The sequence below is a fragment of the Butyrivibrio sp. MB2005 genome (assembly GCF_000424285.1).
Classification (GTDB): domain Bacteria; phylum Bacillota; class Clostridia; order Lachnospirales; family Lachnospiraceae; genus Butyrivibrio.
On sequence record NZ_AUJP01000021.1, the window covers coordinates 1 to 24,367 of the forward strand.

The following is a 24,367-nucleotide window of genomic DNA, read 5'->3' on the forward strand; positions in this document are numbered from 1 at the left end:
ATACTCAAACTTCCCACTTGGGAATTGACAGTTGAACCTTGAAAACTCAATAAAAATGCCATCTAAAAAGGCGCAAGCCCAGTATTTGCGGTATAATTGAATTGACGAGAAACAAAAATACTAGCAAATAAGCGAGGTGCGCCATGTCTATTGTATCACATAACCTGAAAACTGACTATTCCGATGAAATGATTCAGAACAATGATCTAAATCGGTCAGTGGATTCCTTCATCTCTAAGTTTGAGGTTGTGAAACACCTTTACAGATGTGGCGCAGGCAAAGCCAGAGGCGTTGCAATAAGTGTCATCTTTACATATCTGCTTAAGCTTGTTTTTATGAACAAGAGCATGTATATGCAAATGCATCAGGGGAAGTTCACTGAGGCATTTTCCAAGAACGCAGTATATCGCTTTCTTGACAATCCAAAGGCCAACTGGCAGAAGTACACAATTGAGCTCTCTGCTGACATAATCAACAACATGCTCAGAGATCTTACCAGCAAGGAGCGTCGTGATGCTTTTGTTATTGATGACAGCCTGTTTGACAGGTCTCGTTCTAAGAATGTTGAGCTTTTATCACGAGTTTTTGATCACTGTGGCAAAGGTTATAAAAAAGGCTTCAGGCTCCTGACACTTGGTTGGTCAGATGGAGCAACTTTCCTTCCGATTGACTTCTGCCTGCTTAGTTCAACAAATGAAAAGAACCGTTTCAACTCAGCAAAAGACTTTGACCACAGAACATTGGCTTATCGCAGACGCGAGCAGTCTCAAACTAAATCTACAGATGTTGTTATGCAGCTTCTTGAAAATGCTGTAAAAGCAGGTCATAGTGCCAAGTATGTTCTGTTCGACAGTTGGTTCTCGGAACCGGTTAACATACAGCGAATCAAGAAGATGGGCCTTGATACCATTGCCATGATTAAGAAGAGTTCCAAAATCAATTATCTTGTTGGGGAAGAAAAGCTTAATGTAAAGCAGATCTACTCACGCAACAGAAAACGTCGCGGCCGCTCCAAATATCTTCTTTCTGTAGATGTGATGCTTGGAAAAGAAGATAAGGTACGTGGTCTTAACCCCATAGAGGCAAAGATTGTTTATGTAAGGAATCGATCCAACAGGAAGGACTGGCTTGCTATAATTTGCACTGACATGAGCCTTTCTGAAGAAGAGATCATTGCTCAATATGGAAAAAGATGGGCCATAGAGGTCTTCTTCAAGACATGCAAGAGTTATCTTCATCTTGTGAAGGAATATCGTGGTCTTTCATTTGATGCAATGTGTGGTCACATAGCTGTTGTTTTCACAAGATACATGATACTTGCGATTAACCGGAGATATTCTGATGACCAGCGTAGTCTCGGTGAGATATTCTTCTTCATGGTTGATGAGATTGCTGACATCACTTTCGATGATTCCATGCAGATCATATTTACTGCACTGTTTGAGGCTATATCAGTTGTGTTCCAGCCTACTGAAGCCAAGATGACTGAGTTCATCAATGCATTCCTCGGCGGGCTTCCCGATTATATGCAGAGCGCCCTTAGCCCCATGCAAGAGGCTCTGACTGCCTGATGTATATTTGACATGGCATCTTTATTGAGTTTTCAAGGGACTAATCCACTTTTACAAGTGGGAAGTTTGAGTAAAATATTAAAAAGGAGATGCGAGCACTCGCATCCCCTATATTTTACCATATTTCGCCATCATCCGTCAGCATAGCTGACACCCTCTCTTGCGGGAGAAAACAGGCTTAGTATTATTTCTGAGCTACGTCCTTCATTGAGAAGCTGATTCTTCCCATGCGGTCCTTACCAAGGCAAACAACCTTAACTTCATCGCCAAGAGTAAGTACATCTTCTACGTGGTCGATTCTCTCGTTTGCGATCTTGCTGATATGAACCATTCCCTCTTTGCCGGGAGCGAACTCAACAAATGCGCCGAACTCCTTGATGCTTACAACCTTACCTGTGAATACCTGGCCTTTCTCAAAGTCAGTAGTAATGATGTTGATCATGTCGATAGCCTGCTGCATCATATCCTTATCTTCGCCGCAGATGCTAACCTGACCGTCATCTGTGATATCAATCTTAACACCTGTACGAGCGATGATCTCGTTGATGGTCTTTCCTCTCTGACCTACAACATCACCGATTCTATCAGGATCGATCTCGATAGAGATGATCTTAGGAGCGTACTGGCTAACTTCCTTACGAGGCTCTGCAATAGCCTTGCTCATGCACTCATCCATGATGAAGAGACGAGCTTCACGACACTGTGAAATAGCCTGCTCAACGATAGCCTTTGTAAGACCGTGGATCTTGATATCCATCTGAATAGCTGTAATACCGTCCTTAGTACCTGTTACCTTGAAGTCCATGTCTCCGAAGAAGTCCTCAAGACCCTGGATATCTGTAAGTACTACGAAATCATCATCTGTATCGCCTGTTACAAGACCACAGCTGATACCTGCAACCATCTTCTTGATCGGTACACCGGCAGCCATAAGTGACATACATGATGCACATGTGGAAGCCATTGATGTAGAACCGTTACTCTCAAATGTCTCTGATACGCAGCGGATTGCATAAGGGAACTCTTCCTCTGAAGGAAGTACAGGAAGGAGTGCTCTCTCTGCAAGTGCTCCGTGTCCGATCTCACGACGTCCCGGTCCTCTTGAAACCTTAGTCTCACCAACTGAGTATGACGGGAAGTTGTACTGGTGGATATATCTCTTACCTGTTACGTAAGGATCAAGTCCCTCAACCTTCTGCATCTCTGAAAGAGGAGCAAGTGTTGTAACGTCACAGATCTGTGTCTGTCCACGAGTGAACATAGCACTTCCGTGTACTCTGGGAATAAGATCGATCTCTGCTGAAAGAGGACGAATCTGCTTGATGTCTCTTCCATCAGGTCTCTTGTGATCCTTAAGGATCATCTTACGAACAGTCTTCTTCTCATACTGATAAATAGCCTCACCGAGAATTGCGAGCCACTCTTCGTTGTCTGCAAACTTCTCTTCAAGACGCTCTGTGATCTCAGCGATATTAGCTTCGCGCTGCTGCTTCTCATCTGTGAATACAGCCTTCTCCATCTCATCCTGAGGAACTACTTCCTTGATTGCATCAAAGAGTTCCTGAGGAACTGCGCAGCTCTCATACTCATGCTTAGGCTTACCAACCTCTGCAACGATACCCTTGATGAACTCAATGAGCTTAAGGTTTACATCATGTGCAAGATAGATAGCTTCCTTCATCTTCTCTTCAGGAACCTCGTTACATCCTGCCTCGATCATGATAACCTTCTCACCTACAGAAGCAACTGTAAGACGCATATCGCCTGTATCCCACTGCTCCTGTGAAGGGTTAACCACGAACTCTCCATCAACAAGACCGATCTGTGTCATAGCGCAGGGACCGTCGAAAGGAATATCTGAAATTGATACTGCTACAGAAGAACCGATCATAGCTACAAGCTCAGGACGGCACTCCTTGTCTACTGACATAACCATATCTTCGATTGTTACGTCGTTGCGGTAGTCCTTAGGGAAAAGAGGACGCATGGGTCTGTCGATTACACGGCTTGTGAGAATTGCATTCTCAGAAGGCTTACCCTCACGCTTGTTAAATCCTCCGGGGAACTTACCGATAGAATAAAACTTCTCGCTGTACTCAACGCTGAGCGGGAAGAAATCGATTCCATCTCTGGGCTTAGCTGATGCTGTTGCAGTACAAAGAACAGTTGTATCACCGTACTTCATGAATGCACATCCGTTAGCCTGTTTTCCTACTTTGCCGATCTCCACTGTAAGTGTACGTCCGGCCAGTTCTGTTGAAAATGTTTTCATATTCATCTCCTTCTTGCGCCATCCTCGGGCGCATAAACATATGTAAACTATATTAGTTATCGCATTAAATAGAGCATACGTTTGCTTAAAAAAGAATAAAGGCGGCTAAGCCGATCATTTCTGACCGGCATCCCCGCCCTATTTTTACTCTGGAAATTACTTTCTAAGTCCAAGATCAGCGATAAGCTTACGATACTTCTCAAGGTCCTTCTTCTTGAGGTATGCAAGAAGAGCACGTCTTCTACCAACCATCTTAAGAAGTCCTCTTCTTGAGTGGTGATCCTTGGGATGAGTATTAAGGTGCTCGTTAAGCTCCTTGATACGTGTTGTAAGGATAGCTACCTGAACCTCAGGTGAACCTGTGTCGCCTGCGCTTCTGGCAAACTTATCAATAACCTCTGTCTTCTTTTCCTTTGTAATCATGTTCTATTCTCCTTTTAATTACAATTTGCCGTATACCAGGAAGCGGTTGGAGTGACCATCATCCGAGTATCGGTAATAACGTTACTCATTTCTCATGCGAGAAATCATTTGATTCTACCATACCTAATTAATCTTGTAAAGATATAAAGAAATTTCTTCCTGCTTCAAGATCCAAATCCATCTGAGCCTTAAGTGCATTCACATCAGAAAATCTCTGCTCTTTCCTGTGGAATGTCAAAAGAGCGATTTCTAAATACTTGCCGTATAAATCTTCATCAAGATCATAAATATATGTCTCAACACTGACCTGTCCGCTGTTTGAAACGGTAGGTCTGCAGCCGATGTTGGTCATGCCATGGAAAACGCGGCCATCAATCCTAACCTCTGAAAAATATACTCCGTAGGGAGGAAGACATTTTTCATCAGGCGGAAGCAGATTAACTGTAGGAAAACCTATGGTTCTGCCAAGCTTTTTGCCATGTTCCACAAATCCGCCCACGTAATAATGCTCTCCTAAAAGCTCTGTGGCCCTTTCCATCTCTGCCTGCATTATTTCTTCTTTTATAAAGCTGGAGCTTACATTTCGTCCAAACATCTGAAGTTTCTTAATGGCGTGAGTCCTGTATGAGAGCTCCGGTGCAAGCTCGTTCAAAAGTGCAAAATCACCTTTTCCCTTATATCCATAGGACAGATCATCACCTGCAGCCACATAAGCCACATTCATCTGCTCATGAAGAATCTTTCTGACAAAATCCTCCGGAGCAGTATGAGCTGTCGTTTCATCCATAGGAAATTCCACAAGGATATCTATTCCGAGCTTCTCAAATTTCCTTCTCTTCTCATCCCTTGTAAGGAGCTGCGGCTGAACCTTTTTTGAAAAAAATACTGCCGGCGAGGGATCAAAAGTGAAAATTGTCGCCTTCATTCCCTGCTCTTTTTTATCAAGGATGTGCTTAAGGAGCTTCTGATGGCCCATGTGGATACCGTCGAATTTGCCAATGGCAACCGCGGTCTTATCTTCTATATGAAATTGTCTCTCTCCGGATATTATCCGCATAGTGCCTCTTTCCTGCTAAATACCATCAAACAGTATAGAAAAACTTCTCTACTCTGAACATACCTGTTCTCTCGTCGCATTTATAGATTCCAAAAAATGCTCCGTCTTCGCCGTAAACTCTCACTCTTGTTCCGTCTGCATAGAGTTTCTCGGGTTCAACAAAATCCTGCTCATCCTCGGGAGCTTCACTTACAAGATCCGTAACCTTGAAGCCGTTTCCATTTTCAAGTTTTTTCCTAAAGTCGTCCTTTACGATGCAATAATCAAGATCTCTGAAAAGACTCTCTGTGGATGCAACTATTTCATCCACTCTGCCCTCGTCACGAAGCTGTTCGATCTGATCAAGAGTGTGGGCTGTCTCCAAATGGAAGCTTCCTACAGCTGTTCTTGTAAGATGCTCCATAGCAGCGCCGCAGCCAAGAGCCTCACCTATATCATTGCAAAGAGTTCTGATATATGTTCCCTTTGAGCACTTAACCTCCATGGTGAAAATATGCTCATCCTGAAGGTGACTCTCATCGAGAATAGTGATTGCCTGAATGTTGATCCTTCTGGGCTTTCTCTCAACTTCCTTGCCCTGTCTTGCAAGCTCATAGAGCTTCTTACCATTTATTTTTATGGCCGAATACATGGGTGGAATCTGATCGTACTCACCCACGAATTTCTTCACTGTCTCGTGAAGCTTTTCGCTACTTACATTAACTTCAGATTCTGACAGTATTCTTCCGGACATATCCTGTGTATCTGTGGTGACGCCAAGCCTGCAAACAGCGATGTACTCTTTATCGTGATCTGTGAGCATATCGCAAAGCTTGGTGCCGTTACCGACACAAATAACAAGAACCCCGACCGCATCCGGATCAAGGGTCCCTGTATGTCCAATCTTTTTCATTTTCAAAATGCCGCGGAGACGGGCCACCACATCACTGGATGTATAACCGGCCTCCTTGTATACATTTATAAGTCCGTTGTACATTTATTTCTCCAAAGACAAAATGTCATTTTACAACATTTATGCCCTTCAAATCCTTCTCAATATACTCTGAAAGATTGTTGATAATATCATGCTGCGTTCCGTTCATGGTGCAGCCTGCAGCTCTTGCGTGACCGCCACCGCCGAAAAGCTCGGCAATCTTCGCCACATTGACCTTGCCCTTGGAACGAAGACTTACCTTGTACTCCATGCTGCCAATCTCGTAGATAAAGATAGCGCACTCGGTACCTGTGGTCAGAAGGAGCTGACTTACAATTCCGTCAAGATCAGATGACTGAGCCATATAGAAATCCATAGTCTGCTTGGATATAACGCTCACTATGCATTCGCCGTCCATAAAGAGCATGCTCTCAAGAAGCGCTCTTCCAAGGATCTGATTCTGAACGTAACTCTTTTCATAAAATACATGGTCTATGAGGGCGCCAAAATCAAAGCCAAAGCTTATAAGATCTGCCGCAACCTTCATAGTATCAGGCGAAGTATTGGAGTACTTGAAAACTCCCGTATCTGTCACGATACCCATGTAAATAGCCTGAGCAATGGAAACATCAAGCTTCTCTCTGTCCATGCAATTGTAGACCAGCTCTGAAGCTGAGCTTGCTGTAGGAACTATGTAATTCTCATCACCTGTTCCTGTGTTGCTGACATGATGATCGATATTGATCTTCTTTTTAGCAGCATCGAAAAACTTCTCAGCATCACCAAGTCTTTCTTTTCCACAATCAAGGGCAAAAAAAACATCATAGCTGTCCACATCAGATGTAAAATCAGAATTTATCTCGTCTGTACTATCAATTATCCTGTAGCTCTCCGGAATCTTATCCAAAAAGATATCTACTTTCAAATCCGCAAAATTCTTTTTAAGGTAAAGATAAAGAGCCATGGTGGAGCCGACACAATCGCCATCCGGTCTGATATGGCCGCCTATTCCAACGGTTTTTGCGCCTGCTACTATTTCATCAATTCTCATTCTTCTACCTCTAAGTTTTACTCTTCTGTTTCCTGTTCCTCAGTTTCGCCTCTGGCAGCTCTTGCCTCAGCGTCCTTAGCAGCAACCTCATCGATGATCTTAGACATATTGATGGCGTATTCGATGGAATCGTCCATGATAAATCTAAGCTCGGGAGTATTGCGCATATTAAGTTCTTTTGCAACGGTGCTGCGGATATAGCCCGCAGCAGACTTAAGACCTTCTTCTGTGCGGAGTCTGTCTTCGTCGTTACCCATGACAGATATCCATACCTTACAGGTCTTAAGGTCCGGTGCAACCTCGACATCCATTACAGATGTCATAGGACTGATTCTGGGGTCCTTACTGAATCTAATGGCCTCAGAAATAACTTTTTGTACTTCTCCGTTGATTCGGATGTTTTTAATACTGTTTTTTCTCATTATTTATTATCCAATTTCTCACGAGGTACTTCTACCATTATGTAAGCTTCAACTACATCGCCAACGTTAATTGCATCAAATCCGTCAAATACAAGACCGCACTCGTAGCCGTCCTTAACTTCCTTAACATCATCCTTAAATCTCTTAAGTGATGCAAGATCGCCTTCGAATATCTGCTCCTCGGCTCTGCTGATACGAACCTTGCAATCCTTCTGGATCATACCGTCTGTAACAATAGCACCGGCGATATTACCAAGCTTGGATGCCTTGAAGAGCTGACGGATCTCAGCGTGACCGATGATCTTCTCTTCATATACAGGTGCAAGCATACCCTTCATAGCATACTCAACATCCTCGATTGCCTGATAGATAACCTTGTAAAGCTTGATCTCAACGCCTTCGTGCTCAGCAGTACTCTTAGCAACAGCATCGGGACGAACATCGAAACCGATGATGATGGCATTTGATGCAGCAGCAAGGGATACATCAGACTCTGTGATGGCACCAACACCGCCGTGGATAACCTTAACAACTACCTCATCATTTGAAAGCTTAAGAAGGCTTGCCTTAAGGGCTTCCACGCTACCCTGTACGTCTGCCTTGATGATGATATCAAGCTCTTTGAGCTTACCTTCCTCAATCTTGGAGTAAAGATCATCAAGTGACATCTTAGCCTTGGTCTCTTCAATAAGATCCTTCTTCTGCTGCTGGAGGTATGTATTAGCATACTGTTTAGCTTCCTTGTCGCTCTCGTGTCCAAGGAATACCTCACCTGCTCCGGGAACATCTGAAAGTCCAAGGATCTCAACAGGCTGTGAAGGAAGAGCCTCTTTAAGTCTCTTACCCTTATCATCTATCATCGCACGAACCTTACCTGAGCATGCACCTGCAGAAATGAAATCACCAACATGAAGTGTTCCCTTCTGAACAAGAACGTTTGCTACAGGTCCGCGGCCCTTATCAAGCTTAGCCTCAAGGACAAGACCTCTTGCCTCACGGTTAGGATTAGCCTTAAGCTCAAGAATATCTGCTGTGATGAGGATTGTATCAAGGAGTACATCCATACCCTCACCTGTCTTAGCAGAAACAGGTACGAATTCTGTTGATCCGCCCCAATCTGTAGCGATAAGACCGTACTCTGTCATTTCCTGCTTAACTCTGTCAACATTTGCACTGGGCTTATCAATCTTGTTTACAGCAACGATGATCTCAACGCCTGCTGCCTTAGCATGGTTGATAGCTTCTACTGTCTGAGGCATTACACCGTCATCGGCAGCAACAACCAGTACTGCGATATCTGTTGAATTAGCACCACGCATACGCATAGCTGTGAATGCTTCGTGTCCGGGTGTATCAAGGAATGTAATCTTTCTATCGTTAACCTTGATCTGGTAAGCACCGATACGCTGTGTGATACCGCCGGCTTCCTTATCTGTAACGCTTGTGTCACGGATAGCATCAAGAAGTGATGTCTTACCATGATCGACGTGACCCATTACGCAGACAACCGGAGGTCTTGACTTAAGAAGGCTCTCGTCCTCCTCTTCCTCCTTAAGAAGCTCTTCGATAACGTCTACCTGAACTTCCTTCTCACAGATGATCTCGTACTCAATAGCTATATTCTCAGCTTCCTCGTATGTCAGCTCTGAGTTAACAGTAACAATCTGACCTGCAAGGAAAAGCTTCTTGATGATAACTGAAGGCTGAAGCTTCATCTTGTCGGCGAGTTCCTTGATAGTGAGCTTATCAGGAATAGTGATAACCTTGATCTGCTCCTCAGGCTCCTCTACCTTCTTTACTTCAGGCTTAATGAAGCGACCAACCCTCTTACTTCTGGGCATCATCTCTTCATTCTCTTCATAGATATGATCCTTCTTGGATCTCTTATCCTTATCCTGGTTATTTCTGCGCTTTCCTTCGCCCTTGCCTTCATTCATGGGAGCTGCTTCAAAGCCGCCCTTCTGATCCTTGCCCTTAGCGAAGTCTCTGCCGCCCTTACCACCGCGGTTTCTATCGGGCGCACCCTGTCCGGGTCTTGCAGACTGCATACCCTGACGATCGCCGCCCTGACGGTCATTATTCTGGCCGTTTCTGTTTCTGTCATTGGGACCGCTCTTACGAGGCTGTCCGCCCTGCTGCTGATTATTATTGTTGGCAGGTCTTCTGTCATTTCTCTGATTATCACCAGTACGCACATTGGTTGCAGGCTCTGTCTTAGCTGCTTCCTTCTGAGGTGCGGGTGCTTCAGTCTGAACCTTCTCAACCTTAGCGGGCTTGGGAGCTACTTCTTCCTTAGCAGGCTTCTGAGAAGGCTCCTGATACTTAGGAATATCGTTATTATATGACTCAAGCTGCGAAGGAGCTGTGAGAGGCTTTATCGGATGATATACATTCTGTGATCTTGCGAATGTGTTCTGTCTCTGTCCGTTTCTGCCCTGATTGTCACGGCTCTGGTTTCTTCCGCCCTGATTGTTATTCCTGCCTGCGCCGTTATTTCCATTCTGGAAATTACCACTCTTGGAAGCACTGGGATTGGTAACCATGATAATGGTCTTCTTTTTCTTAACAGGCTTCTGAGCTGCCTGTCCCGCAGGAGCACCTTCTTTTGCACTCTTAGCAGGCTTCTCCACTGCTGCAGGCTCTGCCTTCTTAGCAGGCTTCTCTTCTGCCTTGGGAGTCTCCTTTTTATCTGCGCTTCCGCTTCCGAAGTGTTTTCTAACCTTCTCCGCTTCCTCGTCCTCTACTGAGCTGTTAGATCTTTTTGCTGACTCTACACCCTGTGTCTGAAGGTATGAAACAATCTCCTTACCTTCAACACCAAGCTCCGTAGCGAGTTCGGATATTTTAATTTTCGACATTCGCATTTCCTCCGTCCTGTAAATCATCTAAGTTCTTCTGAAGCGTCTTCGCAAAACCATTATCCATGATTGCAATACTCGTTCGAACTTCCTTACCGATAGCCCTTCCGAGAGATTCCATATCTCCGAAAAATGACATCGGAACACCATAATACTCACATTTATCACGAAATTTCTTTTTCGTGTTGTCGGATGCATCTTCGCTTATCAAAACATAAGATGCCGACCCGCCCTTAATGGCATTCAACACCGCAAATTCACCGCTGGCAAGCTTCCCTGCCTTCTGACACAGACCAAGCAGTGAATAAACCTTCATATTATTCATTCTCTGCAAGCTCCTTCTTCAGTTCATCTGCTATCTCAGGCGGAACAGCAACCTTAAGTGTTCTGTCCAGCCCCTTTTTCTTTATAGCCATTTCCAGGCATTTTTCATCCCTGCATATATACGCGCCGCGGCCGTTTGCTCTGCCTGTAAGGTCAAGTCTGATGTTACCGTCTGTATCTCTGATTATACGGATCAGCTCTTTCTTTTCCCTACTCTCACCGCAGCCAACGCATCTTCGCATAGGCTTATTCATAAATTATTCCTCTTCTGAATCGCCCTCGTATTCAGGCTCTTCACCTTCGTTCTCATCTACTTCGTAGAACTCTTCATCGTCTTCTTCATCATCCATATAGTCTTCAATACGGAATCCGACAGCATCCTTAGCCTGAGTCTCACTCTTGATATCGATCTTATATCCTGTAAGACGTGCAGCAAGACGTGCATTCTGACCTTCCTTACCAATTGCAAGTGAAAGCATGTGGTCCGGAACTACTACCTTAGCACTCTTCTCATCGGGATCAGCAAATACTGCTACAATCTTAGCCGGTGAAAGTGCATTCTGTATAAGGTTACCAGGGTTATCATCCCAGTTAACAATATCAATCTTCTCGCCGTTGAGCTCATCAACGATAAGGTTAACTCTGTTTCCGTTAACACCTACGCAAGCACCAACTGCATCAACGTTGGGGTTGTTGGAGTAAACAGCGATCTTGGTACGGCTGCCTGCTTCACGGGCAATACTCTTAATCTCAACTGTACCATCCTGAATCTCAGCAACTTCCTGCTCAAAGAGCTTCTTAACAAGATCGGGATGTGTACGTGATACAAGGATTCTGGGCCCCTTATTACCATTTCTAACCTCAAGGATATATACCTTGATTCTCTCTGTAGGGCGATAATGCTCGCTCTTAACCTGCTCATTCTCACTGAGCATAGCATCTGCTCTTCCGAGGTTGATGCTGATATTCTTGCCGATGAAACGCTGTACAACACCAGTTACGATGTCGTGCTCATGCTCGAAGTACTCGTTGTAGATAGCGCCTCTCTCCTCTTCACGAATCTTCTGAAGGATAACGTTCTTGGCGTTCTGTGTAGCGATACGTCCAAAATCCTTGGAGTTGATCGGTACTGTAACCATGTCGCCAATCTCACACTTATCTACATATTTAAGTGCTTCATCCATGCAGATCATGTTCTGAGGATCCATTACGTCATCAGGGAACTCTACGACTTCCTTATCTGAGAAGCACCTGAATTCACAGGTATCTCTGTCGATCTCAACCTTAATGTTCTCTGCTCTCTGATAGTTGTTTCTGCAAGCAGTCATAAGTGAGTTCTCGATTGCATCAAACAGTGAATCTCTGCTGATGTTCTTTTCCTTCTCAAGTAGATCGAGTGCGTCCATCAATTCTTTGCTCATAGTGATTTTCTCCTTATTCTATGAAAAATTAAAAATCCAGTGTTAATCGGATATTTGAAATTTCTTTTCTATTAAAAACCTGCTCTCCGGCAGCGGTCTCAATAGTAACCGTGTCAGAATCAAAAGCAGCAAGCTTACCGGTAAATTCTTTGGTTCCGTCGATTGCCGCATAAAGCTTAACATCTACATCAAGCCCCAGGCTGTTCTGCAGGTGCCTGTCCTTTTTAAGCTGTCTGCCAAGTCCCGGGCTGCTGACTTCCAGCGTGTATGCCTCCTCGATAAAATCATGGGCATCAAGTGCATCCGAAAGCTCATGGCTTACATCTACGCATTTGTTAATGTCTACTCCGCCATCTCTGTCAATGTAGGCACGAAGGTACCACTCGCCTGCTTCCTTAACAAACTCCACATCATAGATACGAACTTCGTTCTTCTCAGCGATGGGCTTAAGAAGTGCCTCTGTTTTGTTTTCAATTTCTTCTCTTCTGGACATAATTCTCCGTGAGCCTCATATTAAAGGCATAAAGAAAGTGGGCTCTTTGCAAAGCCCACTTCTAGTCTGAATAATTATTTAGTAACAACTGTAATATAGCACTATTTCTGCAATGCGTCAAGCGTGTCAGATTATCTTATCGAAAGTATCTGCAAGTGCAGGATAAATATTCTTGAACTGCTGATATCTTGCCTCATATTTCTCAACAAGTGCAGGATCGGGTTTCTCTGTCTTATCTACCTTAACGATAGCTGCAGCGGCTTCTACTACGCTCTTATAAGCACCGCATGCAACCATAGCCAGCATAGCGCCGCCCATTCCGGGACCCTCTTCACATACAGGTACATCCACTTCGATATTGAGGATGTTGGCAATCATTTTTCTCCAAAGAGGACTCTTTGCTCCGCCGCCGCAGATCATTGTTCTCTCGGGCTTAACGCCGATGCTCTTAGCTACTTCGTACATATCTCTTGTAGCAAAAGCAACGCCTTCAAGAACAGCCTGTGTCATATCCTCTCTTGTGGTATCCATTGTGATCCCTGTGAAGGTAGCGCGTGCGTTAGGATTGTTCCATGGAGATCTCTCACCCATGAGATAAGGAAGGAAGAATACATGGTTCTCACCGAGCTTCTCGATACCCTTCTGCTCATCAGCATAATCCTTGGTCTTAAGAATCTCATCCATCCACCACTTGTTGCAGCTTGCAGCACTGAGCATGCAGCCCATGAGATGGAATGTTCCGTCTGCATGGTCGAAGGAATGAAGTGCATTGTTGCTGTCAACAGCAAAGCTGTCTGATGACATGAAAATTGTTCCGCTTGTACCAAGAGAGATGTTACATCTGTTGTTGCCAACTGTACCTGTTCCTACAGCTGCTGCCGCATTGTCGCCTGCACCTGCTGCAACTACTACGCCGCTGTTAAGACCAAGCTCTGATGTAAGCTCTGCGTTAAGCTCACCAACCTTCTCATAACTCTCAAAAAGCTGAGGAAGCATATCCTCTGTGATGCCGCAGATGTCACACATCTCTTTTGACCACTTTCTGTTCTTAACATCCAGAAGAAGCATACCTGATGCATCTGAATAATCTGTGCAGAAAGTACCTGTAAACTTATATGCAAGATAATCCTTGGGAAGCATTATCTTCTTGATCTTTTTAAAGTTCTCGGGCTCATTCTCTTTGATCCAGAGAATCTTAGGAGCTGTGAATCCGGCAAAAGCAATATTTGCTGTAAGATCAGAGAGCTTGTTTTTACCGATTTCATTATTAAGGTAGTCAACCTGTTTCTGAGTTCTGCCGTCGTTCCAAAGAATAGCGGGACGGATAACATTGTCATTCTCATCAAGGATTACAAGTCCGTGCATCTGTCCGCCGAAGCTTATACCTGCAACCTGTGACTTATCAACGTCCTTAAGAAGCTCCTTTAAGCCTTCAACAGCCTGAGCATACCAGTCCTCGGGCTTCTGCTCTGACCAGCCGGGCTGAGGGAAGAATAAAGGATATTCCCTTGTAGCTGTTCCGTGAATTTTGCCTGTCTCATCCATAAGGACAAGCTTAACTGATGATGTACCAAGATCTACACCTATATAAAGCATATACAACCTCCCATTACTTTAAGTTTTGCCTATAGTATCTGTATCCTGTGACCATGATGCCACAATGATAATTATACTGTGTTTTTAAGGCGGTTGCATTACACTTTTTGCTGATTAATCACTAATTATTGCAGAGTAATTCCCTGAGTAAGAATGTGTTCGAATTCATCCCTTCTTACAGGCTTGCTGATAAGATATCCCTGCATCTTGGTTATACCCATTTCGTTAAGAGCGTGGTACTGACTTTCTGTCTCAACACCAACCGCAGTCACGATTATGCCCATTGCAGAAGAAAATCTCATTATAGAATCTATCAGAACTCTGGTGGCTTTGTCCGTCTCAACACCTGATATCAGATTTCTCGAGAGCTTAATATAATTGATGCCACAATTCATAAGATAAGACAGATTGATACTGTTACCGCCAAAATCATTAAGGCTCAGTTTAAAGCCATAGTTGTGGAATGCTTCCATGGTATCTCTGGCCGAGCTTGCTGCACCCATGATCACGTTACTTGAAATATCAAGAATAATCCTGTCTGTAGTCAGGCCGTACTCTTTACTCATTTTTTCCAATGACTCAATAAACTCAGCGTCAAGAAGTTGAAGCGGTGAAAGATTTATCGTAAGCTCCAGATTTTTCCCATAGGTCTCTTTCCACTCTGCAACAGTTTCAAAAGAATCTTTTACTATCCATATTCCAAGCCTGCTCATAAGGCCACACTCTTCTGCCATAGGGATGATCTGGGCCGGAGAAATATTTTCCATATCTCCTCTAAGATGCGGGAACACTTCCACACCGATAACCTCATTGCTGTCAACATCGATCTGGGGCTGAAAATGCAGAATATAGTCCTTCTCCGGAATAGAATTGGCTATTGTTTTACTTATGAATTGAGCCTTGGAAATCTCATTTATCATCCTCTTGTCAAAGAACTTGTATCCATCCTTGTTGGCGCTCCTTTTTACATCATACATTGCATTATCAGCGTAATTGATAAGTATCTCGTAGCTTTCCAGGCAATCATCGGGATATATTGCTATCCCTATGCTGGCGGACAGATTGAAAATATAATTATCGTGAATTATAGACTGATTAAAAAGTGCCCTGATATTGTCGGCTGCCGTTTCTATTTCTTCATGATCCTTAATATCCTTAAGGCAGATAAGGAATTCATCACCGCCCATTCTAAAAGATGTAAATTTCTCGGGAAGAGAATTTAGTCTTTTACCTATTTCTATAAGAACATTGTCGCCCATCTCATGGCCATAAGTATCATTAATGGGTTTGAAGTGATTCAGATCTGCACAAAAAACAGCATAGGTTTTTCTTTCTGTTTTTGCCTCGTTGTGAATTTTCTCAAGAATTTCCACCGCTGATCTTCTGTTATATAATCCTGTCAGCATATCGGTGGATGACAACGTAACAAGCTGATCATTTGCGCTTTGAAGGTCCTTGGTCTTTTCCTTGATGCGCTCTTCAAGTACAGCATTCTGTTCCTTTTGCTGCATAATCAGTTCCTCATTCAGATGTGATGAATGAAGTACGTAATTGGTAATAAGGTACGACATAAAGGTGATCAAAATATACATGCCAAGTGTCTGGGTAAGAATGCCTGTCATTATGAACCCGACATCAATAAACATGAATATAACTATCAGGAAAAATCTTCTTTTGGTACCTTTACCGGAAAAATCCCTTTCAATAAATTCAAAATCGTACTTCTTACATATCTGAATGGTTGTCCCCACGCACATAAAAATCATGGTAAGAACATATAACAAATTTGCATAATCATTTTCCGCATCATGACCTAGCGCTCGCATGAAATCATACTCAAGATCAAGCACTGCATAGCCAATTATTCCAATATTGGTAATGACAGTTCCCCTGTGGATATTCTTAGTTCCGATTCGGATAAGGAGCCCTAAATCCATCATTATTATGTAAAAGCTAATGAAGAAAAATATAAGCTCTTTCCAATGAGCTCCGCTATGACCCGGACCTGCTGCAATCACGTGAAATCTATAGATCATAACAAACCCGCATATAGAAAAGCACAGGGTGTTAGCCATAAGGAACGCTATTTCTGTTCCTTTCCCTTTCAGCATGGAAAGCATGTAAATAGATATGCACATAGCAAAACATGCATCAGGCAAAAGATAGATATCATCCGTAAGACTCATTAAGGCCTCAGGATCATCTGAATAAAAATCCGCATACAAATAGATAACATCGGCGACAAACCAAATAGCCATGCCAACAGCCATTGCTACAGTGGACCATTTGAAGGATCCAAGCCGTGGAATTTCAGACAAAAGAAGAATAAAAACCAGCGCTACAGTAACCGGCGACAGCAGATCCATCAGATAGTCATTACCTGTTACCGTACTGGCAAAATAGCTGACAAAAGAAATTGCAATAAGAACTACCAGCGATTTTTCTAATTTATTAAGCATATCTCATCGCTCCTCGTGTGTGTAAGAAAACGCATAACTGCGCGGGATTCATAAGACGAAAATGCTACATAATAATTATACCACAAAAATTTTTTAATTTTTTTCAAAAAAGTACTTGCATTATTTTTGAACTTGTAATAATATAATCAAGTCGCCAAACGAAAGGCGAAACAAAAGAACATGGCTCGTTGGTCAAGCGGCTAAGACGCTGCCCTCTCACGGCAGAATCAGCGGTTCGATTCCGCTACGAGCTACTGACTGTGTAAACAGCCCAACCCTATAACTCCAGACGCTAAGCGCGTTTCGGAGTTTTTTATTTTTCTCGGAAAAGATGAAATTTCATGAGGGAAACCTCAGGGAAACCTTGTTAATATGAAATTGCTCTTTCTATCTGTGATAATTTGTTCATTTTATTTTTATTACTGTAATAGTAAACCTCAGCCTCCCCCTTGCGGTAAGTTGCCCATTGCGCTCGGCGCTTAACGGCGTCCTGTGCTCGGCGTCTCCGCGTTCGCTCCACCGCCTGCGACAAGAACGCCTACGCCTATCCGCGCGTGGGGCAATATTTTTTTCTTTTATATAAGGTTGAGCATAAAAATAAGCCCTATCCATATCGGATAGGGCCGTTATCTTAATGTTACATCTTTTTAAAGGTGTATTTGTTAGATTTTGTGAAAATTTCGTTTTTCTTCCAAGACTTTGTAATAAGCTTCTTGTAATCATTGAGCTTTGACTTAGGAGCTTTAACTGTGATTTTTAGGCTTACTCCTTTATAGTGAACAAATCTATTTTTATTTATTTCTTTACTACATGCAAATGCATACTTACCTATTTTTTTGAGCTTTTTTGACTTTATTACTACATTCTTAAGCTTACAACCTGCAAATGCTTTTTCACTTATTGTCTTTACATTTTTACCAATTGTTACTTTAGTAACATTAGTGTTTCCTGAAAAACACATCGTAGGTATTTTTGTTATGCCTGAGCCTATTACAATTTCAGTTGCTGTATCATTAGCTGCGAATGCTCCTTCACCAAGCTTTGTAACTGTATCAGGGATTGTGATTTTTCCACTGATATTCATTCCACTAAATGCTGAATCATATATTTCTGTTACAGTGCTTGGAATCACTAAGCCTGTGAATGAGTTGTGGTAATTGGGAAATGTAGTATCACCTATATATATATCTTCCCAGTACTTAACACCAACTTTAGTTACTGTATATGTAACACCTTCATGAGTAACTGTTGCAGGAATATTTACTACTGTATTTTCATATCCCATGAAAATTTTAACTGCTACTGTTGTATCAGTAATTTTATCATATGCAAAATCACCTTCCCAGAAGTCTGCTGGATGCTCACCTGTTGTACTACTCCAATGCTCCCAGTAATCTTCTCTGCTTGAGTACCATAATTTACCTGTATTATGTTCTTTAGCCTCGACCTGAAGATTATTCACTGATAAACTGCCTATTATCATTGCTCCTGCAAGGGCGATTGTTGCTACTCTCTTAATCATTGATTTAATCATAACTTTTTACTCCTTTATTGAAAAATCAAATTTATTATGATTATACATTTATTATTATTCACTACTTAGATAGTACATCAAATTAAATCATGATTGTTCAAATTTATACTCTTTTAATAAATCATCTGTAATACTCACAGAAGCCACCATAGTAATGATAAACAAAATGTGAAATCCCATCTGATATAGAATTGATTCCGAAAAGAATCATAATTGAAAAGATAGTGAAGATTATTATTCCTATTATTTTTACAATTATTAGTACCTTTATTGCTTTGGCTATTTCGTTTTCGGAAAAACCTTCCCTAATATCATCCAAAGAATTTTTATCATTAGATCAAGTGTTGTTAATTTTATATTTTCCATGTTTACCTCTTTTCTAACTTAAGACAGAAAGTGATGAAAGATGTGATTAAGCCCTTCAACTTATCCTTTCTCAAGTCAATTCCTAGAGGGAAACCTCAGAGAAACCTCATTTTTTTCAAAAAAGAGGTGGTAAATATGTCTACCCAAAATCATGCCACGGAGGGATGGGAGTTGGTAACAAAGTTAATTTAGTTTTAAAGTAAGGGTAGTGTCAAATGATTTATGGAAAGTCGGTCAATCATTAGCTGCTTTTTAGTTTTTTACAGTTGCTGTTTTGAATTACGTGGGCATCGTGAAAAACAATATTTATCCACGTAAGAAAATCAGGAAATGGTGAATTACGGGGATGAATGGGAAAATGTGATTTATCCACGTAAGATTGGCGGAAAAAAGGCTCAGGATTACGGGGGGTGCATAGAGAAATGAGATTCATCCACGTAAGAATGGCGGAAAAAAGGCTCAGGATTACGGGGGTGGCTTAGAGAAATGAGATTCACCCACGTAAGATTGGCGGAAAAATGGCTAAAAATTACGGGGATGAAAAAAGAAAAACAATATTTTCCCCGTAATAAAACAGTGAGAAAGAGGAACGAAGAAATGAAGAAAAAAATTCTTACGGGGCTGATGGCTGCTATCATGGCATTTACTGTGGCGGCTCCTTTGTGGGGGATAAAGGCTGAGGCAAAATATGTTGATTGGAGTGAATATGATAAATCAACATGTATATGTACCGGTAATTATAGAAATATAAATTGCACAAGTAAAAGACACCTGGTTGCGTGAGAGTGGCGCAAACCCCTCGCCTATAATAGTAAACTGAAATAGCTGCCTATCTTTGCAGGATGGGCAGCTATTTTACTCACTTCATCTGTTATAGTAACTAATCTTCAAGTTTATAGTTGGGATGTCGATATAATTCGGTGGCTGAGCCATTAGATATTTTTTCCTTTAACATCCAATATTAATCATTTTTTATAAATAATCTTTACGTTCTTATTTACCTTGCGAGCTGCTTTTACAATTTTCTTTGCAATCTTAGAATTTCTGCTCACACCTATGATTACGACTTTTTGCAGCTTTTTTGCACCTTTAAATGCTTTGAGACTTACAGACGTAAGATTTGCCGCATTAATTGTGGCATTCTTAACTTTTTTTCCGGAAATGGCACGCGCAGAAAGCTTTGTAACCTTGTATTGCTTTCTATTAACAGTTACAGTAGAACCAATTTTAACGGATTTTTTATTAGCAGTTTTGGTAACAGTAACACTTACTCCGTCTGGATTTCCTGTTACAGTAGTGCCTGATGTCAGGGTTGATGTCTGTCCCGATTGGATGCCATCAGTTTCTGATTGTTCGGAATTGCCTGAATTGCCAGAATCTGAAGGCGGGTTACTTGTGTCGGAATTACCTGGATCAGTAGGGGTAGAAGTTTTTTCATTGGAACTATCATCAGGTAACACATTATAATAAAAGCCTTCGTCAATCACACTTCCGGTAGTGGCATTAATAAGCTCAACATCTTTTCCGTCTACCTTGACAGAAAAATATACTATGCCTTCATCATCGATGTCTCTATTATCTGTATATCCATGATAAGTTATAGTGACAGCTGAAGTTGTGTCATTGGTTAGACCTATTCCAACATCGGGGGTTTTCCATTTATAAGTGACGTTTTTACCAGACATATCTTCTGAGAAAGTGGTGGTCACTGTTCTTGTCTCAGCTTTTCCCTTAGTAAAATTAATACCGTTCGGATCAAATGTGATATGGTAAGTGGGTTTTACAGCGACAGTGACATCTGATGTAATAGTCTGACTTGTATTATAGGTTCCGGTAATAGTTATGGTAGCGGTTGCGTCAGGATCTGTTATGATATTACTCATAGTTATTGATAGAAAAGAACCATACTGATATGTATTGGTTGAAACTTCGGAAATTATATTTTGGGGATCAGTTTTGGTCCATGTATATGTAATGCCGCTAATTAGGTTTGAATCTATTTCAGCAGTATCACTATATGCGTATAGTTGTTCAATGGTATCCGAACCTGCAGCAATGGAATATGTTTTGTCAGCTACATTAATATGAGGACCTGTTACATTAGCCTTTACTGTAATAGCAGTTGGAAAGATAAAGAAAGCACTTGAAACCGCTATAGTAGCGCTGGCCATAATTGAAAGAAGTTTCTTTAACATAACTCAATTACCCTCCAGGTATAATTTTTTAAGTCTATTTCTGAATAAATAAGGTTATTTGATAAAAGTAATATCAAGAGTTAGTTTAAAATGGGTCGGGGAGGGCGTCAAACAACTCTGCATTAAAAAAATATAAAAAAACTGAGAATTATATGTAGCCAGATGATTTCAAGGTCTTTACATTGAATTAAAATATTGGATTTGAATCAAGGTAAGGATATGGATTAGTTATACCTTGAAATCCCTGTTCCCCTGAAACTTCGTTTCTTTTGAAAAAAAGTGACCACAACATATGTATCGTCTTCAGTTCTTTTTCTAATGAATATATAGGCTGTACTCTTGTTATATTTTGCCTCTATAAAGAAATCCGCTTTTATAAGACTTCCAAATCCCTGTAGACAATACCTTTAAGGGAAATCAAAACGTAAAGAATGTTACTATCGGAAAAAATATAAAAACTGTAGGCGCTGGAGCATTTTCAGAATGCCCCAACCTTAAAAATGTAGATATGTCTAAGTGTAAAGTAACTAGTCTTTCAAAGAACCTCTTTAAAAGCTCAAAAAACAAGGTGCAAAAAAGTGTTCATTTAAATATAAACAGTCGTGAAAATTTTTTAGGGATGAGAATGAACTAGGTTCAGTCTCATCCCCTTTTTACCTCAGACAGAATTTCATAAACTTGCATGTATTTATATATCGATAATCGTAAGCCTTTATTAAGCTATAGCTATTTTTAGCACAATAAAAATGATATAATAGCGTTGTCTATACAAGTGGTGGGGACTACTAGAATAGAAAGGAATTTGTTATATGAGTAATAGAGAAAGAGCTTTAGAGCTTCTTGAGCAGATACCTGATGATAAGCTTTTTTATATCATTGGTATCATGGAAGGAGCGTTGATCCCTGATAGCAGTCTCGACGCTTCGATTGATGAATCAATAGCTATATCTGAAAAAGAAATCGAGGAAGGTGCTGACTTGATTCCATTTGATGATGCATTTGCTGCTTTGAAAGAAATATTTTGAATATATAGATAAATCAGATTTAATAAATAAAGCCATCTCTTCTTAAAAAGGGATGGCTTTTCCATATTATGTTTTTAGGAAAAACAAGTCGGAATTTCCTTCACACCCCTTGCTCTGCAAAGTGCTGATGTGGGCCCCTTAAAATCAAGCGGTTTTCCATCAATATCGGTAATCGTGCAACCGGCTTCCTGTGCAATAAGCGCAGCTGCAGCATAGTCCCAAAGCTGGACTCTCATCTCGAAATACAAAGCACATCTTCCAAGTGCCACGCAGCACATATCCCAAGCTGCAGTCCCCGATCTCCTGAGATCGACGCAAAGCGGAAGAAGCTTTTTGGCTATTTCAAAGGTTCTGTCCTGAAGCTCGGTATAGTAAGGTGCTGTGCCAAATACCGCAAGGGAATCAGAAAGAGGCGCCTCTGAAGACATTATCCTTTCGCCGTTCATATACGCTCCCTGTCCCGCCTGTGCTGAAAACATCATGTCATCAAAAGGGTTATAAATTACAGCCATGTGCGGTTTACCGTCCTTCAAAAGGCCAATTGAAACCACCGACGGTCTGTATTCATAGATAAAATTGGAGGTTCCGTCTATTGGATCAAGCACAAAACAATTTCCCTTTTCCATTTTTGACGAAAACACATCCTGTCCGTCTTCCTCACCCAGAAACTGTGCTTCGGGAAGCACTTCCTGCAGACTCTCTATAAGAAATTTCTGAATCTTTTCATCCGTCTCCGTACAAAAGTTGGCATGTCCGGCCTTCTCCATTATCTTTGGACGCTCGGCACTTATCATTATGTCACCTGCTTTGCGGGCAACCTTCATTATTTCTTCAATCACTGTTCTAATCCTTTCAAAACCTGCTCTTCGGCGCGTCCAATAACACCTGAAACATCCTTATCATTTTCATCATATACAGACATACCGATGGATACCTGATATCTGTGCCAGGGATTATTATCTCCGTTCTCAATTGATTTACCAAATACATCTGAAAGCTCAGCCATGAGTTCCTCACGCTCATAGAAGTCTCTGCCCGCTATTACAACTGCAAATTCAGTTGCTTTAGCTCTGTATACCTGTGAGTTTATGAACACTCCGCAAATTAACTTACATGCTCCTAAAATATACTCATCACCCTTATCCTGACCATACTTTTCGTTTATCTCATCAACATTTTTCAGCCTTACCAAAACTATTCCGAAACCGGCTGCTCCATGTTTAATATCCATATCCAGAGATTCTATTGATTTCTCAAAAGCAGCCTTGTTCTTTACACGAGTGAGAGGATCCTGAACCTGAGAAATCGTATTTTCCACAGTATGTTTTTTGGTAATTACCCTGTTTTTACCACTGTGTTTTCCAAGATACAGCTTTTCATCGGCATCACGAATAGTATCAAAGACTTTTTTACCAGCAGAAGATGACACTCCAAAGGTCATTGTAACTTTGAAATGCGTGCCTTCATGCTCAAAATCACGCTGTTCAATCTCTTTTCTGATTTTCTCCAAGAACTCAAAGGCATCGGGGATTTCTGATGTTTTCCCAACAAACAAAAATTCCTCACCGCCCCATCTGCAGCATAGTGCTCCTCTATCCGATAGAATTTCGCCCACACTTTTAAGGACATAGTCCCCGCAGTTATGGCCATAGGTATCATTAACCTTTTTAAAATCGTCTATGTCGGAAATCGCTATCCAATATTCATCATTTTTACGTTGTAACTTTTCCAGGTGATTGGTCAGATAATATCTGTTGGGAAGTCCGGTGAGTTTGTCATGAGACAGCTGATATTCCAGCTGTTCTTCTGATTTGTTGGCTATAATAACCAAAAACTGCAGGACGAACATAGTAATCACAAAAACAATAACTCCCCACAGCAATGAAAGCCAAAATTCAGCTTTCGCAGGAAGCACATAAGGCGCGGGATGAAAATGCAGATACACATATACGAAAAGATAAAAAAACATTCCCAATATGCACATCGGCATCATACGAACATATTTTATTTTCAGGGTTCTGCCGGTGTATTCGGCAAAAAACGCCAGAACATTCATGCCTATAAGGGTAATCTGAAACCCACTGCCCCAACCGGTAAGCAGCGCTGCGAGCACCATATGGGCAACCACTTCAAGATATACTGCCACAGCATAGAACTGCAGCCACTCCTTATACACAACGAAGAGCATAACAATATAAAAGCTAATACTGAACACATTAAACTTAGCCATGGGCGTAACACCGCACTGAATAAAAATCATGATCATAAGTACATGTATCAATAAAAAGCATATTGCCATACCCCAAGCGGTCACCTTGGCTCTTTTCATATTCATGAACATATTGACTCAATGCCCCCTAAATCATGTCATTGCTTTTAGTGAACAG

General features: G+C 41.7%; 21 protein-coding genes and 1 tRNA gene. 5 read left to right on the top strand and 17 right to left on the bottom strand.

Annotated features, from left to right (window positions below; translation table 11 throughout):
* The first annotated feature begins 188 nt into the window (after window positions 1-188).
* A complete protein-coding gene (locus tag G610_RS0112060; RefSeq protein ID WP_026524857.1) occupies window positions 189-1,571 on the top strand; it encodes an IS4 family transposase in 1,383 nt (460 codons plus the stop codon).
* Window positions 1,572-1,755: 184 nt separating this feature from the next.
* Here G610_RS0112060 and G610_RS0112065 read toward each other — a convergent pair whose 3' ends face one another.
* The 13 genes from G610_RS0112065 to G610_RS0112125 form a co-directional block, all read right to left on the bottom strand.
* On the bottom strand, window positions 1,756-3,843 hold the full coding sequence (locus G610_RS0112065; protein ID WP_081667410.1) for a polyribonucleotide nucleotidyltransferase: 2,088 nt from the start codon (window positions 3,841-3,843) through the stop codon (window positions 1,756-1,758).
* Between the two features lie 156 nt (window positions 3,844-3,999).
* The gene (gene rpsO / locus G610_RS0112070) at window positions 4,000-4,266 is read right to left on the bottom strand and encodes a 30S ribosomal protein S15 (protein WP_026497227.1); all 267 of its coding nucleotides are present in this window, start codon (window positions 4,264-4,266) and stop codon (window positions 4,000-4,002) included.
* 127 nt (window positions 4,267-4,393) lie between these two features.
* On the bottom strand, window positions 4,394-5,323 hold the full coding sequence (locus tag G610_RS0112075) for a bifunctional riboflavin kinase/FAD synthetase (RefSeq protein WP_026525012.1): 930 nt from the start codon (window positions 5,321-5,323) through the stop codon (window positions 4,394-4,396).
* A gap of 25 nt (window positions 5,324-5,348) precedes the next feature.
* Window positions 5,349-6,299 (bottom strand): tRNA pseudouridine(55) synthase TruB, encoded by a 951-nt coding sequence (truB, locus tag G610_RS0112080; protein WP_026525013.1) that lies wholly within the window; start codon window positions 6,297-6,299, stop codon window positions 5,349-5,351.
* Between the two features lie 22 nt (window positions 6,300-6,321).
* Window positions 6,322-7,287, bottom strand: a complete 966-nt coding sequence (locus G610_RS0112085) for a DHH family phosphoesterase (protein WP_026525014.1) — start codon at window positions 7,285-7,287, stop codon at window positions 6,322-6,324.
* Between the two features lie 17 nt (window positions 7,288-7,304).
* Window positions 7,305-7,709: a 30S ribosome-binding factor RbfA gene (rbfA, locus tag G610_RS0112090; RefSeq protein WP_026525015.1), complete on the bottom strand. Its 405-nt coding sequence runs from the start codon at window positions 7,707-7,709 to the stop codon at window positions 7,305-7,307.
* The gene (gene infB, locus G610_RS0112095) at window positions 7,709-10,567 is read right to left on the bottom strand and encodes a translation initiation factor IF-2 (RefSeq protein ID WP_081667439.1); all 2,859 of its coding nucleotides are present in this window, start codon (window positions 10,565-10,567) and stop codon (window positions 7,709-7,711) included. The genes rbfA and infB overlap by 1 nt, the downstream gene beginning before the upstream one ends.
* Window positions 10,554-10,892: a L7Ae/L30e/S12e/Gadd45 family ribosomal protein gene (locus G610_RS0112100; RefSeq protein WP_026497233.1), complete on the bottom strand. Its 339-nt coding sequence runs from the start codon at window positions 10,890-10,892 to the stop codon at window positions 10,554-10,556. The genes infB and G610_RS0112100 overlap by 14 nt, the downstream gene beginning before the upstream one ends.
* Window positions 10,885-11,145 carry an RNase P modulator RnpM gene (rnpM, locus tag G610_RS0112105; RefSeq protein ID WP_026525017.1) on the bottom strand — a complete coding sequence of 87 codons (261 nt, stop codon included), beginning with the start codon at window positions 11,143-11,145 and terminating at the stop codon, window positions 10,885-10,887. The genes G610_RS0112100 and rnpM overlap by 8 nt, the downstream gene beginning before the upstream one ends.
* A 3-nt stretch (window positions 11,146-11,148) precedes the next feature.
* On the bottom strand, window positions 11,149-12,312 hold the full coding sequence (nusA, locus tag G610_RS0112110) for a transcription termination factor NusA (RefSeq protein WP_026525018.1): 1,164 nt from the start codon (window positions 12,310-12,312) through the stop codon (window positions 11,149-11,151).
* A gap of 28 nt (window positions 12,313-12,340) precedes the next feature.
* Window positions 12,341-12,805, bottom strand: coding sequence for a ribosome maturation factor RimP (gene rimP / locus G610_RS0112115; protein ID WP_026525019.1), 465 nt, complete (start codon window positions 12,803-12,805; stop codon window positions 12,341-12,343).
* 126 nt (window positions 12,806-12,931) lie between these two features.
* Window positions 12,932-14,401: a xylulokinase gene (gene xylB, locus G610_RS0112120; protein WP_026525020.1), complete on the bottom strand. Its 1,470-nt coding sequence runs from the start codon at window positions 14,399-14,401 to the stop codon at window positions 12,932-12,934.
* A gap of 125 nt (window positions 14,402-14,526) precedes the next feature.
* On the bottom strand, window positions 14,527-16,860 hold the full coding sequence (locus G610_RS0112125; RefSeq protein ID WP_026525021.1) for a putative bifunctional diguanylate cyclase/phosphodiesterase: 2,334 nt from the start codon (window positions 16,858-16,860) through the stop codon (window positions 14,527-14,529).
* Window positions 16,861-17,042: 182 nt separating this feature from the next.
* Between G610_RS0112125 and G610_RS0112130 the strand changes: the two genes are divergently transcribed.
* Window positions 17,043-17,114: transfer RNA gene (locus G610_RS0112130), tRNA-Glu, on the top strand.
* Window positions 17,115-17,497: 383 nt separating this feature from the next.
* On the opposite strand, the gene G610_RS0112135 is transcribed toward G610_RS0112130, so the two are convergent.
* Window positions 17,498-18,394, bottom strand: coding sequence for a leucine-rich repeat domain-containing protein (locus G610_RS0112135; RefSeq protein ID WP_026525022.1), 897 nt, complete (start codon window positions 18,392-18,394; stop codon window positions 17,498-17,500).
* A gap of 963 nt (window positions 18,395-19,357) precedes the next feature.
* On the opposite strand from G610_RS0112135, the gene G610_RS23105 reads away from it, so the two are divergent.
* A complete protein-coding gene (locus G610_RS23105; RefSeq protein ID WP_155831023.1) occupies window positions 19,358-19,543 on the top strand; it encodes a hypothetical protein in 186 nt (61 codons plus the stop codon).
* A gap of 182 nt (window positions 19,544-19,725) precedes the next feature.
* Here G610_RS23105 and G610_RS0112150 read toward each other — a convergent pair whose 3' ends face one another.
* Complete coding sequence (locus G610_RS0112150) at window positions 19,726-20,955, bottom strand: hypothetical protein (RefSeq protein ID WP_026525024.1); 1,230 nt, start codon at window positions 20,953-20,955, stop codon at window positions 19,726-19,728.
* A 388-nt stretch (window positions 20,956-21,343) separates the two neighbouring features.
* On the opposite strand from G610_RS0112150, the gene G610_RS24015 reads away from it, so the two are divergent.
* A complete protein-coding gene (locus G610_RS24015; protein ID WP_081667440.1) occupies window positions 21,344-21,589 on the top strand; it encodes a leucine-rich repeat protein in 246 nt (81 codons plus the stop codon).
* 175 nt (window positions 21,590-21,764) lie between these two features.
* Window positions 21,765-21,980: a hypothetical protein gene (locus G610_RS20710; RefSeq protein WP_035791873.1), complete on the top strand. Its 216-nt coding sequence runs from the start codon at window positions 21,765-21,767 to the stop codon at window positions 21,978-21,980.
* 74 nt (window positions 21,981-22,054) lie between these two features.
* Here G610_RS20710 and G610_RS0112160 read toward each other — a convergent pair whose 3' ends face one another.
* Window positions 22,055-22,819, bottom strand: coding sequence for an inositol monophosphatase family protein (locus tag G610_RS0112160; RefSeq protein WP_026525025.1), 765 nt, complete (start codon window positions 22,817-22,819; stop codon window positions 22,055-22,057).
* Entirely contained in the window at window positions 22,816-24,321 is a 1,506-nt protein-coding gene (locus G610_RS22245; protein WP_051197960.1) for a GGDEF domain-containing protein, read from the bottom strand. Before G610_RS22245 ends, G610_RS0112160 begins: the two co-directional genes overlap by 4 nt.
* Window positions 24,322-24,367 lie beyond the last annotated feature (46 nt).

Coding starts and splice junctions, on each gene's coding strand:
- G610_RS0112150 (WP_026525024.1), bottom strand. CDS start 20,955: ATGTTAAAGAAACTTCTTTCAATTATGGCCAGCGCTACTATAGCGGTT.
- truB (WP_026525013.1), bottom strand. CDS start 6,299: ATGTACAACGGACTTATAAATGTATACAAGGAGGCCGGTTATACATCC.
- G610_RS0112100 (WP_026497233.1), bottom strand. CDS start 10,892: ATGAATAATATGAAGGTTTATTCACTGCTTGGTCTGTGTCAGAAGGCA.
- xylB (WP_026525020.1), bottom strand. CDS start 14,401: ATGCTTTATATAGGTGTAGATCTTGGTACATCATCAGTTAAGCTTGTC.
- G610_RS20710 (WP_035791873.1), top strand. CDS start 21,765: ATGAGTAATAGAGAAAGAGCTTTAGAGCTTCTTGAGCAGATACCTGAT.
- G610_RS0112060 (WP_026524857.1), top strand. CDS start 189: ATGATTCAGAACAATGATCTAAATCGGTCAGTGGATTCCTTCATCTCT.
- nusA (WP_026525018.1), bottom strand. CDS start 12,312: ATGAGCAAAGAATTGATGGACGCACTCGATCTACTTGAGAAGGAAAAG.
- G610_RS0112085 (WP_026525014.1), bottom strand. CDS start 7,287: ATGAGAATTGATGAAATAGTAGCAGGCGCAAAAACCGTTGGAATAGGC.
- rimP (WP_026525019.1), bottom strand. CDS start 12,805: ATGTCCAGAAGAGAAGAAATTGAAAACAAAACAGAGGCACTTCTTAAG.
- G610_RS0112125 (WP_026525021.1), bottom strand. CDS start 16,860: ATGCTTAATAAATTAGAAAAATCGCTGGTAGTTCTTATTGCAATTTCT.
- rbfA (WP_026525015.1), bottom strand. CDS start 7,709: ATGAGAAAAAACAGTATTAAAAACATCCGAATCAACGGAGAAGTACAA.
- rnpM (WP_026525017.1), bottom strand. CDS start 11,145: ATGAATAAGCCTATGCGAAGATGCGTTGGCTGCGGTGAGAGTAGGGAA.
- G610_RS0112075 (WP_026525012.1), bottom strand. CDS start 5,323: ATGCGGATAATATCCGGAGAGAGACAATTTCATATAGAAGATAAGACC.
- G610_RS22245 (WP_051197960.1), bottom strand. CDS start 24,321: ATGTTCATGAATATGAAAAGAGCCAAGGTGACCGCTTGGGGTATGGCA.
- G610_RS0112135 (WP_026525022.1), bottom strand. CDS start 18,394: ATGATTAAATCAATGATTAAGAGAGTAGCAACAATCGCCCTTGCAGGA.
- rpsO (WP_026497227.1), bottom strand. CDS start 4,266: ATGATTACAAAGGAAAAGAAGACAGAGGTTATTGATAAGTTTGCCAGA.
- G610_RS23105 (WP_155831023.1), top strand. CDS start 19,358: ATGAAGAAAAAAATTCTTACGGGGCTGATGGCTGCTATCATGGCATTT.
- infB (WP_081667439.1), bottom strand. CDS start 10,567: ATGTCGAAAATTAAAATATCCGAACTCGCTACGGAGCTTGGTGTTGAA.
- G610_RS0112065 (WP_081667410.1), bottom strand. CDS start 3,843: ATGAAAACATTTTCAACAGAACTGGCCGGACGTACACTTACAGTGGAG.